The sequence below is a fragment of the Myroides sp. LJL119 genome (assembly GCF_054871605.1).
In genome coordinates, this window is sequence record NZ_JBTXLO010000001.1 from 101,049 (window position 1) to 113,245 (window position 12,197).

General features: G+C 32.8%; 8 protein-coding genes and 1 pseudogene. 5 read left to right on the plus strand and 4 right to left on the minus strand.

Annotated features, from left to right (window positions below):
- Nucleotides 1-29: 29 nt before the first annotated feature.
- On the minus strand, nucleotides 30-539 hold the full coding sequence (locus ACYSNV_RS00490) for a gamma carbonic anhydrase family protein (protein ID WP_461760605.1): 510 nt from the start codon (nucleotides 537-539) through the stop codon (nucleotides 30-32).
- A gap of 183 nt (nucleotides 540-722) precedes the next feature.
- On the opposite strand from ACYSNV_RS00490, the pseudogene ACYSNV_RS00495 reads away from it, so the two are divergent.
- From ACYSNV_RS00495 to ACYSNV_RS00510, 4 genes and pseudogenes are all read left to right on the plus strand, one after another.
- Nucleotides 723-929, plus strand: a pseudogene (locus ACYSNV_RS00495) (plasmid mobilization protein).
- A 237-nt stretch (nucleotides 930-1,166) separates the two neighbouring features.
- Nucleotides 1,167-2,240 (plus strand): LuxR C-terminal-related transcriptional regulator, encoded by a 1,074-nt coding sequence (locus ACYSNV_RS00500; RefSeq protein WP_461760606.1) that lies wholly within the window; start codon nucleotides 1,167-1,169, stop codon nucleotides 2,238-2,240.
- Nucleotides 2,241-2,324: 84 nt separating this feature from the next.
- Nucleotides 2,325-3,989 (plus strand): hypothetical protein, encoded by a 1,665-nt coding sequence (locus tag ACYSNV_RS00505; RefSeq protein ID WP_461760607.1) that lies wholly within the window; start codon nucleotides 2,325-2,327, stop codon nucleotides 3,987-3,989.
- A gap of 176 nt (nucleotides 3,990-4,165) precedes the next feature.
- Nucleotides 4,166-4,417 (plus strand): RteC domain-containing protein, encoded by a 252-nt coding sequence (locus ACYSNV_RS00510; protein ID WP_461760608.1) that lies wholly within the window; start codon nucleotides 4,166-4,168, stop codon nucleotides 4,415-4,417.
- A gap of 33 nt (nucleotides 4,418-4,450) precedes the next feature.
- On the opposite strand, the gene ACYSNV_RS00515 is transcribed toward ACYSNV_RS00510, so the two are convergent.
- Nucleotides 4,451-5,464 carry a PorP/SprF family type IX secretion system membrane protein gene (locus tag ACYSNV_RS00515; RefSeq protein WP_461760609.1) on the minus strand — a complete coding sequence of 338 codons (1,014 nt, stop codon included), beginning with the start codon at nucleotides 5,462-5,464 and terminating at the stop codon, nucleotides 4,451-4,453.
- Nucleotides 5,465-5,471: 7 nt separating this feature from the next.
- Nucleotides 5,472-8,066: a T9SS type B sorting domain-containing protein gene (locus ACYSNV_RS00520; RefSeq protein ID WP_461760610.1), complete on the minus strand. Its 2,595-nt coding sequence runs from the start codon at nucleotides 8,064-8,066 to the stop codon at nucleotides 5,472-5,474.
- A 116-nt stretch (nucleotides 8,067-8,182) separates the two neighbouring features.
- Here ACYSNV_RS00520 and ACYSNV_RS00525 point away from each other — a divergent pair, with 116 nt between their 5' ends.
- Nucleotides 8,183-9,082, plus strand: coding sequence for a NifU family protein (locus ACYSNV_RS00525; protein ID WP_461760611.1), 900 nt, complete (start codon nucleotides 8,183-8,185; stop codon nucleotides 9,080-9,082).
- A 749-nt stretch (nucleotides 9,083-9,831) separates the two neighbouring features.
- Here the strand turns inward: ACYSNV_RS00525 and ACYSNV_RS00530 are convergent.
- Nucleotides 9,832-12,111 (minus strand): inorganic phosphate transporter, encoded by a 2,280-nt coding sequence (locus ACYSNV_RS00530; protein WP_461760612.1) that lies wholly within the window; start codon nucleotides 12,109-12,111, stop codon nucleotides 9,832-9,834.
- Nucleotides 12,112-12,197: the final 86 nt, after the last annotated feature.

Below are 12,197 nucleotides of genomic sequence, written 5' to 3' on the forward strand. Positions count from 1 at the left end.
GCTTTTGTGTTATATATTGAATTTATTCACTAGTCATACCAACTGGAATACATCACGTAATTATCGGCAATACGCTTAATTTCCCCTGCAAAATCTGACTCACTTAAATCTTTAACTTTCCTTGCTGGAACCCCTGCATAGATAGCCCCGGATTCAACAACTGTATTTTGAGTCACTACAGCTCCTGCAGCTATAATGGAATTACTATGTATCACACAATTATCCATTACTATTGCACCCATACCAATTAATACATTATCGTGTATTACACAACCGTGTACCATAGCACCATGTCCAATAGATACATTGTTGCCTATAGTAGTAGGATGTTTTAAATAAGTACAATGAATTATAGCAGCATCTTGAATATTTACCTTATCCCCTATGGTAATTTTATTTACATCGCCACGAATAACTGCATTAAACCAGATGCTACATTGCGCACCTAAACTAACATCACCTACAATTGTAGCATTAGGAGCTACAAAACAATCCTCAGGTATATTAGGTGATTTTCCTTTTATTGTTTTTATAATCATATCAATTTAAAATAAATTTTCAGCAAATATACATCAAAGATTAAGAACAGGTAAAGCGGCTGTAAACAAAGGCTTTACAATCGTTTTTTGATTGTTTGGTAATGTGATAAAAAGCAGGGAAAAGCGAAGTTTGGAAAGGAAATGAAAATAGTTAAAATCGACAAAGGAACAGTTGACTTTTATATGCGATTGACATCGTTTCACAGTCAATTCCGCTCTATTGGAGTGAATTATAACCAGATTGTATAGTAATTAAAAGCTAATATTTCAGAAAAAAAAGCATTGCCATACCTCTACAAGTTGGAAAAGCAGACTGTTGAGATGATAGGTTTATTCAAAAAGGTTGTTGAGATAACAGAGAAATTTGACAGAAATTATCTAAAGAAATAGTAAAAGTTTTCACAGAGGCATTCGTCTAATTACGATTTGGGATCGTTCAGCCTGTTTCCCAAAGAACAGAGCGAGGACTACGAAGAAGTACAGTTTGCCAACCGAATCAAGAAAAATAAGAAAGGCAAGAGGTTGTAATTTGCTTGCAAATAACATCTTCCAGCAAAGTGAAGGGCAGGAAATATTTTGTAATTTTGTCGTATCTATAAACACGTTGTACGTATTATAAAACCGAGAATGCAACAAAGAAAAACAATCAATCTTTTAATATTTTTAATAGCTACATTTCTAATTATCCCGACTTGTTACGGACAATATTTTATTGCTGGACATATTGAAACCGAGCAAAAAAGCAAAACTGTTTATTTGAGTTTATTGAAATATGACGAACAAGCGCTAATTACCGAAAACCAAATCCTTTTTTCTACCCAAACCGACAATACCGGATATTTTGAATTTAAAGGTCAACTATTGTCTGAAAAAGACAAGCTTTACCGTATCCATTCAAATTTTGACGATACAAAAGGTTTGCAGTTGATAAGCGACAGCGATAAAAACAATTATCATAATTTCATTTTTTCAAATACGGACACCGTTTATTTTTCAAAATCTGGAAATCATTGGTTTAGTCAATCCCAGAACACTAATGGAGCAGACAGAGAATGGAATACCTTAAAGCAATTTGAAGAAAAATTGGTAAAAGGATATGATGAAATGAAAAATAAGGAAGCCAAACAACAGGCTATCAATGATTTTTCGGAAAAAACAAAAGCATACACCAATAAAAACATTTTGCACCCATTGGTAAAACTTCTTGCATTTTCGGACATAAAAAGAAACTCTTTTGACCTGAAAAATGACTTTGAAAAAAATCCAGACTTTTACAACAACATTCTTAACTCGCTTAAAAAATACTATTCAGAAACATCGTATTATCTTCAATTTCAAGACGAAATTTCTAAAATTTCAAACGTTATTGTTCAACAAAAATATTCGTTCCACAAAAACCTCAATTACATTTTTGGGATTTTGGTACTGATTTTGGCTTTTATTTCTTTTTTGCTGTTTAAAAAATTGAGAACAATCCAACCTAAAGAAATCAAACAAGAAATTGAAAGTCTGACATTGACCAATCAAGAGGAAAAAATTGCTAAACTGATTTTAGAAGATAAATCAAACAAGGAAATTGCTGATGAACTTTTCATTTCGTTGAGTACGGTAAAAACACATATCCGAAACCTATACGCAAAACTAAATGTAGCGAACAGATACGAATTATCGGATAAATTCAAAAATCATACTTGGGATTAGTCCTAATTTCAACCTTTATCTACCCCACTTTTCCATACTTGCCTTATTACTTTTGCTTGCGAATTTTTAAACAATCAATTGGAAATGAAAAGAGTATTTTTATTGTTGGCTCTCTCAATTATTATACAATTTGCCAACGCACAAGAAACCGACATCAACAAAATTTATCAATCAGCCATTGAGAATTACCAAGCCAAAGACTATAAAAAATCGGCAGATGATTTTTCTAAATTAATAGATTTAGCAAAAGGGATTGAAAACCTGTCCGATTACGTTTTGTTTCAGGGAGCAATCATTTTTTCAGGTAATAATAACCGGGAAAAAACTTTTAATATTTTGAATTATCTGATTGGCAAACGATTTTATTCTGACATTGAAAAAGTAAATAACCAAAACGAATTTCAAAAATGGCATACTACAAATGAATGGAAAAATGTCATTTCTAAAATCAAAGAAAACAAAGTAACTCAACCTGGTAGAAACAGACAAAACATCAAAGAAAAACTTCTGGAAGCAAAAGCTATTTTAGAAAAAGATAACGGAAAGCTTTGGGGGCATCAAATCTGGAATGACAATATTATTGTGATTGATTATGATAATACCATTTACAGTCTGACAAAATTATCAAACAGCCAAACGGACGATGGTACATTGTACTACAAAACAATGGAGTCCAATACGCTGGTTTTTGTAAATACCACACAGAAATATGAGGGAGAAGAATACGCAACCGTTTTGAGCAATTATCTGAAAGATAATAGTTCAACCATTATTCACGAGCTTTTTCATTTATTTCAATTCAAATTCAGGAAATTCAACGGAGATGGAATTGCTTACTTGGACGAAACCAATGCACGGATTTTATTGCGGTTAGAATATGAGGCATTACGAAATACCTTGAAAGCCATCAATGAAAACAAAGGAGTTGATGAAGTGAAAAGTTATCTTGAAGATGCTGTCGGGTTTAGAAAAGAAAGACAAAAACAATATTCAAAATACCTGAACGCTGAATTAGAAATAGAAACTTTGGAGGGTTTGGCAAATTATACAGGTTTTGTTTTATCAACTTATGAAAATAAATATGACAAAGCCATATCTGAAATAAACCAAAGAGAGAAGGCAGAAACCTATACCCGCCCTTTCCCTTATGCAACAGGACCAGCTTACGGACTTATTTTTGACTATTTGAACATCAATTGGAAAAACGGTTTAGATAAAATCTACAATTTTGCGGAAATCTATGAAACTCAAATAAGTAAATCAAAATTAAAAATCCGCAAACAAGCTTTGGACCAAGCCAAAGTAAGAAGCAACTTTGAGGAGATAAGTAAGCAGGAAACCGCAAGAGAGGAACGTCAAAATAAACTGATTGCCCATTACACCGATTTACTTATCAATAAACCTACTTTAAAAGTTGCTATCACGGATTTTGAGAATTACGCCCGCTCTTTCAATATGAACGGAACATTGACGCTAAACGATGAAGGGATTGTATATTCAAGCATACGTGGAAGAGATAAATCTGACGGAAAAAACTTTGGGAGTTTTTCAACGATCGAGGGGAAAGATGAACTTGGAAAATCCGGTATTTTAAGCTACGAAGAAAACGGAATGATTTACTTTGTATTTCCTTTGCCAACAGAAATAACTGAAACGAAAATCTTCGGAGAATTTTATGAAATCGAACTCAATCCAAACTGGAAACTCGTAAATAAAAATGACGGAAATATGGAAATCGTAAAAGAATAACTACGCACAAAATCAGTTTTGTAAAATGGCGGGGTAACACCTAAGCTGAACCTTTGTGCATTTAATCGTTAGAAAAAACAATCAACGGTTTAAGGATTGAAGTCAATAACCCTTTACAGTAGATAGAAACTATTATATCCACTATTACCCAACCCCTATCTAAAGTAAAAGAATATGTGCTAAAAACAGGGTTCAGTGATAAATACAAAGAAATCCGTTTTTTCAAACATCAGAAACCTGCCATTGTTGCGAAGCTCATTTATTATAATGCCATTTATAAGATTGAAGCCAAAAGACCTTTTGGCGGAAAAGAAGTTTTGCAAGACTATTACAATAAGGAACTATCAAAGCTCAAAAGATTTTTTGATAACCTATACAAAAGCTTAGTATTCAACCGGTACAGCTTTTTCCTAAAAACTTTAAAATAAATAATCCCGATAAATATCGGGATTATTTTTTATCTAATTCTGAACGCCAGGACAATTACAATCTAAACTACTTCTTTTGGCAAATAAGTTAATGCCCACTGTAAAAAGATGCATGCCGGAATTTGTTATCTTTAAATCACCTAAAGTCTCAACATAGGAATAAGAAAAAGAAACGTTTTTATAATTCGCTCCTAGCAAAGGTGCTATATACTGCATACGTTGGGTTTTTTCTTTACCATTGCTAGTTATATAATCCGCACCTTGGGTAGATGTTCGATACGATGCCCCCACATAAACACGACCAAAATCAAACTGTCGATATACCTTCATGTTTAAATCTATAGTTAATTGCTCAAGTTCCTCTGTATATTTTATTAAAGTAGAAGGTTCATATATCCAACCAGTACCATACTTGGTATTTCCAAAATCATAACCAACCCCTAATAGATATTTTCTATAATTATTGCTTTGAGCATCATCATATAAATCGTTTTTTGAATTTGCTAAATTTTGTACAGAAAGCATTGCAAAAAGATTTTGATAATGGTAGGCAGCTCCAACATCCACGGAAAACACAGAGCCCTTGGTGGTGATAGTTCCATTGATATTTGGATCAAAAATACCTCCAAATTCTGTCTCATCTAAAGCCGTACGATCAAAACCAGCACTTATACCAAAAGACAATAGATTTAAATCATATCTAGATTCACTAAAGGTAATAAAGTGAGAATAAGTCAATTTAAAGCCACTGTTGGAATGATATCCATTTTTATCATTATAGGCTATAATTCCCACACCACTTCGTTCGGCAATTCTCGCACTTCCAGCAAAAGTAAATAAACTAGGTGCATCATCCACTCCGCTCCATTGCTGTCTGGTAGATAGTCTAAATTGAGCCGAATTTTTAATTCCGGCCATAGCAGGATTCAAAAGATAATAGTTATCGGCTAGATATTCCGTAGTAACTGAAAGACCTTGTTGAGCAAAACCAATTTGACCTATAACTAAGGCTAATGCGATATATCCTTTTTTAAATATTTTGTTCATAACTTATTTATCTTTTTAAAGAAAAATGTCCCGTGTATTTTACTTGGCGACCATTTAGTTCACTATTTCCTGGTAAATCATTTGTAAATTCAACTGAAAACCAATAATCTGTTGAGGGTAATTCACGTCCGTTGAAAGTACCATCCCATCCTTGGCCATTATTAGGGCTCATCTGCTTTAAAAGTCTACCATTGCGATCAAAAATAGTAACTCTAGCCTCAGGATGTCCTGCTAAACCAGGAATATTCCATGTATCGTTATATCCGTCACCATTTGGCGTAAAAAATCTTGGATATCCAAAAACAGAAAAGACTTTCATAACCGCACAACCATTACTTTTACTTCTTACCCATGCAACATGATCTCCGATTGGAATATTCTCAAATCGATTAAACTCTTGGAAAACTCCATTATCTATCGCGTATTGAAAGTCGCTATCATCCTCTACATCTACTCCTATTTCAACAAAAGCTCTCCCCTTTTCATCTACATCAAATGAATTAATCATATTGGTGGCATCCGCATTTAAAATAAGCACTTGAAAAACTGGCTTAACACTCCATGTTATTGAGCGAAACGAACAAGCAGGCGTGTCAGGATATGGGTTACTAGCATATTGAGCACGCAACCAATAATTACCAGGTTGGGTTAATTCAAAACTTAACTCCATTGCATTACTTCCAACTTTTGTATCCACAACAGTTCCCACATTACTATTTTCCAACTGTTTAACTAAGTCAACTTTATATACTCCAGCTACATCCGGTTCAAACCAAACCGTACTGCCAATCTCACCTTGATTCTCCCCGTTGCTACAAAGTTGTAAGATAGGTACATTAGGAAATGCCTTTCCATCTACCTGTAGATTTGTCGAAACTTCCAATTTACTATAATTGTTACTCTCACAAGAAAAACCCTCTATCATAGTTACTCTTGCATATAATGTCTTTTTAACACCTATTTGTAGTGGGTAGGAACTGGCTTGATCCCTAGATAAAGCATTTACATTATTTTGCGCATCCGTTTCATTTTCAAAAAACAGAACATCTAATAAATCATTGGAAGGATAAAGCTCGCTAACTTCCTGGTTTAAAGAACTGTTTCCAACCACAATATTTTTTGCACCATAAAGGTTGGTTGTATTTTGATTAGTACTTGAGTAACAATAACTTATAGACCCATTGTAAGCTCTTATTCCATCATATCCCAAAGACGCCGTTACACTTGTATGATTAAAATTTCCTGTTTCCAGATCAGTTAACCTCACCCATACTTTTACTAGTTGATTAATAGAAACATTTAAACTATTGGAACGTTCATTTTGATTGTCAATGGCATCCTGTTCTGTATCGAAATAAGCAACTTTATAACCGGTAGTTTCTTGCGCATCTGCTGGTGGATAATCTCCTAAAATATCCTGATTCAGAGTCAATAAATCGAATCTCCACTGCGTTAAATCATCGGTACATTGCGTTAAATTTTCAAAATCACCAATAATTGGTTTATTTACTATTTTTAATTCAACCTCCCCGTATTTTACTACAACAGGCTTAGCATTAAACAATAAATTACTTATTTTAGTATATACTTTACTGCCGTTTGTAGCAGTATACTCCAAAGGATTATCTATTTTTTCTCTTCTTGAAGGGTCCTTAAAATACTCTACAAAAAGATAAGGCGCATATATTCCTTTGTCTTTGCCAATGGAGTCTTTGGCAACTTGTAAATTAAAGATTCCTTCGCGTTTTGATTCTTCAACCTGATCATTGCTTTGATTGGCCAGTAGACTAACTTGTAGATTAACATCTAAGTATTCTGTATACAAAACAAATCGTTTACTTCCCACATCCACAGATCCATCCTTTTTATTGGTAGCCTGTATTTCAATTACAGTATTATTGCTTGCCGAAAAATTTTCCCAAGCCTTATTCTGATTTAAAATCTCTTGCTTAACTCCTGAATCTAAAACTTGAAATAATCGCACATCATATTCCACAATATTTCCCAAAAGTGCGCGATTCGCATTTCCTGCTAAATTAAATATCCCTGGCTGATCTGGAGAATCAACACTTTGGTACAAATCACCAACAGATACAATAAAATCTTGTATAGTACAATCTTGTTTTTTAACAAATAAAGTAAAACTCGAAATCTTATATAGAGTTGGATCTAAAACCGAATAAACCCTAACAAAATAAATTACATTCTCACTAGTTCTCTGTAATTTAACCCAAAGACTCTCTGCGGTTAATTCATTTTGCTGAGCCTCAGCATCACTTTGGCTTAGATAAAAAGCGTAACGATAACCAAAGGGAACTATATCAACTTCAGAGTTATCCGGGTTATCCAACTTTTCAGCCTTCCCCTTTACCGCGTCGGGTAAATAAAACGTAGCCGGATCTACCGAAGAAGGTCCAGCGCACTGGGTTAAATCATGAGGTTTTCCAAAGACAATTGCTGGAACTGTATCGGTATCTTGCCAAACCTCCCTTTGCGTATTCTCATGTACATTATATGCATAAGTAGATGTTTTAGCCAGACTGTGCTTATAAAAAAACAAACACATCAAGACCATACCTATTAGCCCTATTTTATTGCTCATCTTATCGTTACTTTTAATTGTTAATGCTTAGTTATATGTTAATTATATGTTTAAAAAGATCTTATCTTTGACTGTTACATTTATTCTTTGTTAATTTTGAAAAAACTAAAAACAATATGTCAAAAATACAAATTCAAAATACGTCAAATCCTACAATTATAAAATTTGTTTTACCAGATTTTATAGTTAAAGGTGAAAATTTCGAGTTTAAGAACATAGATGAGACTTCAAACTCTCCTTTGGCTCGTGAACTTTTCTATCTTCCTTTTGTTAAAACGGTTTATATCTCAAATAATTTTATCGCTGTCGAAAAATTTTCTATCGTAGAGTGGGATGATGTAAAAGACTCCCTTGCTCAGCAAATAGAAACATTCTTGGATAAAGGTAATAAAATACTAATTGAAACTAAAACAGAAAGTAAAAAGCAGCCTATAACGATTTACGCCGAATCAACACCTAATCCATCGGTAATTAAGTTTGTAGCAAATAAATTACTTACTAAAAAAGGAGTAGAATTTAAAAATATCGATCAAGCGAATTCTTCTAAGTTAGCACAAGAATTATTCAAAAAATCTTTTGTTAAGGAAATCTTCATTGACGAGAATTATGTCTCTATTTCTAAATTCGATGCTTTTGATTGGAACGAGTTGATTCAGCCTACGCGCTCTTTCATTAAAGAGTTTTTGGAACAAGGAAATTTGGCCGTTGATGAGTCTTTAATAATTGATACAAAAGTACTAGATCAACAAGAAGAACAACATTTTGACTCTTTGGATGAAAAGTCCCAAAGAATAATAAATATTTTAGAGGAGTATGTTAAGCCAGCTGTACAGGCAGATGGCGGTAATATTGCTTTTCAAAACTATAATCAACAAAACAATATCGTACAAGTTATTCTACAAGGAGCTTGTAGCGGATGTCCTTCCTCTACTTTTACTCTGAAAAATGGTATTGAAAATATGCTTAAACAAATGCTAAACGATAATGATATTATCGTTGAGGCAATAAACGGGTAATCGTTTTTAAAATAATATGATACAGTAGGAAGTAAGGGATTATTTCCCTTACTATCCAATTGTTTATTTCACTTGAAGCTTATTTGCTCTAAAAAAACACTAATTGTTTTTAATATACCAAGAACTATTGGACAGTATTTATTTGTTTTGCTCTAATTAATTACTATACAACTAATTGTTTTTTAGACTTTCTAATACCTTGTTATTTTTTAAAAACATCTTTAATTTAAAAAATATAACAAATTATATTTATCCTCAAGGAGTCTATTATATTTTTTAATAATACCGTGAAACTTGTTTTACCTTATAAAGTTTGATAAGCGTATTTTATTTGGCTACTTATAAATCACAAGTAACGTAATAATAAATCAGAGTAAAAAGTTTATAGTTACAACTAATTACCTTTTATTTAATCTAATATTTTCCAATTAATTGGTTTTAGGTTATATGTATATTCTAATATACCGACTTCCACCAATACTTTTACATCCCCAATTTTAAAGCATGACTTTTACTGGGCTACCTGATTTAATCTTGGACCTTATCTCCTATCTTTATAATATTATTAAGCTTATAAATACGTAAAATTTGCCCTACATGCTTTTTATTTGCTAGTTATCAAAAAAGTCTACAAAACCTTATTTAACTCAACTCTATAAAGCAGAAAAATAAATTCTCAAACAACCATAAAAAAAAAGAGACCTATCCAAATTGGTATAAGTCTCTAGTTCACTTTAATCAAATATAGCTTAACTCATTCGCTTGAATGGCTTGCTTTTAGGGTCTAAATCAAAATTTTTAAATAATTCCAACAATCCAATAGTAGATTTAATTAAATCATCGGATTCAAATAAAATTGAGAAATATAATTTACTATTCTTAGCACTTGTTTCAGTTGTACGAATACGTACAATTTGTTTTTGAATTAGTTTATCAACCGTTGTAATTAAATCCTCTTTGTCTTTTAAAATTGTATCTATTTCGGTGAATTTCTCTTGTGAAAACAACGTATGAATCTGATCAAATAAGCTTTGTAATTTTTGATCAATTAATTTTAAATCTCGAATTTGATTGAATTTTAATTTCTTATGGTTATTATCCACATGATTAAAGCTATTTTGAGATATAAAACTAATTGCTTTTATCATATCTTGTAAATAACCTAAAGTCAATACATAAAACTTACTGGCCTCCACGGAGGTTTCATCCAAATTTTTAATAAAGAAATAAACATTTCCTCTTAAACTATCTACTTCTTTCTCCAGCTTTTTAAGTTTTTTACGACTGCGTTTCAATTTATTTAAATCTTGCAGAGCAATCGAGTCTATTACAATGGTATATTGCTCGTTTACCTTTGCAATAACTTTAGCAATTTGAGAAGAACTCTCAGAAATAACACCCTGAATGGTACTAATATCAACTAAATTAAACTGTGTTTCTTGCTCTTTTTTCTGCTTCTGTTTTTTATTGTGAGCCTTGTTACTTCTGTATAGTAAAATACCCACTAATATTAACATTCCCACAAGCGCATAAATCTCACCAATTCGAAGAATATAAACCACCACAAAGGAAGCTGTAAAAGCAACAATTGCAGTTACAAACCAACCTCCAATAACGTTAATAACTCCGGCTACACGGTAAACCGCCGAGTCCCTATCCCAGGCTCTATCGGCAAAAGAAGTCCCCATTGCCACCATAAAAGTTACGTAAGTGGTAGACAATGGTAATTTTAAAGATGTACCTATGGAAATCAAAATACTTGCTACCATTAAATTCACAGAAGCACGAACCATGTCAAAAGCAGGTTCATCCTTAGCTTGTTTTTTGGTGGTCTTAACAGGCTTCTCAAAACGCTTATCTAATTTTATTTGTAACGATTTAGGCAAAATGTAATTCATACCCATACCCAAGAAAACCATCGATCTTACAACAGCCTTTGAAAATACATTGGGTGAAAATCGCTCATCGCTACTCCCGGCGTCTTGACGAGATAAATTCATTTCAGTTTCCACCACATTATGAGCCTTTTTAGAGGTCCATAAGGTATAAACCATTATAACTCCTGCAATAATTAAAAAGTAAAACGGTGCCACTAGATTCTCTTGAGCTAGCTTATCCATCATGTAGGTATCGGCTGACATTCCAGAACTTGTAAAAAATTCAAAACTCTGATAAGCCGCAATCGGTACCCCGATGAAATTTACAAGGTCATTCCCAGCAAAGGCCAAAGCAAGTGCAAAAGTACCCACTACTATAATAATACGCAGAATATTAATTTTAAATACACTTACTAAGATTTGAGACAAGATTGTCCAAAAAGCAAAATTAATTCCTACAAGTAATAATTGATTATTTCCAATCCAATCACTTGTTTGATCGCTTAAAAAACTAGCCCCTTTTAATCCTTTTATTAAAATAAAAAAACTAATAGCGGTAATAGCAACTCCTCCGAATATTCCTCCAACAGATTGTAGCTTTTTATCAATATTAAAAGTAAAAACCAATCGAGAAATATACTGAACTAAAGCACCTAGGGTAAAAGCTAAAAGAACAGAAAGTAAGATTCCCGAAACAATTTCTGTAGCCTTATCTGTATTGATAAAGTTAGGAAGTACACTAAAACTCTGTTCACTGGCTATAATTTTAAATACCGCCAAACACACAGCAGCTCCCAGTAATTCAAATACAATAGAGACCGTTGTAGAGGTTGGTAAACCCAATGAATTAAAAACGTCTAACAATAAAACGTCTGTAATCATTACGGCTAAAAATATAATCATTACATCATTGAAGGTAAACATACTAGGGACAAAAATACCACTACGGGCAATTTCCATCATACCTTCAGAGAATATCGCTCCAACTAATATACCCAAAGAGGCTACAACCATAATTGCTTTAAATGGCACGGCCTTTGAACCAATAGCTGAGTTTAAAAAGTTTACAGCGTCATTACTAACCCCTACCATAATATCGATAACGGCAAGAACCGCAAGGGCGATTAGCATGACAATAAAAATTTGCTCCATTTGCTTATTTTATATTTAATTCAAGTGAGGTGCAAAGTTCTTGATTAATTAATTTTCGAATGTTAAGCCACTGTTATGTTTTAAGC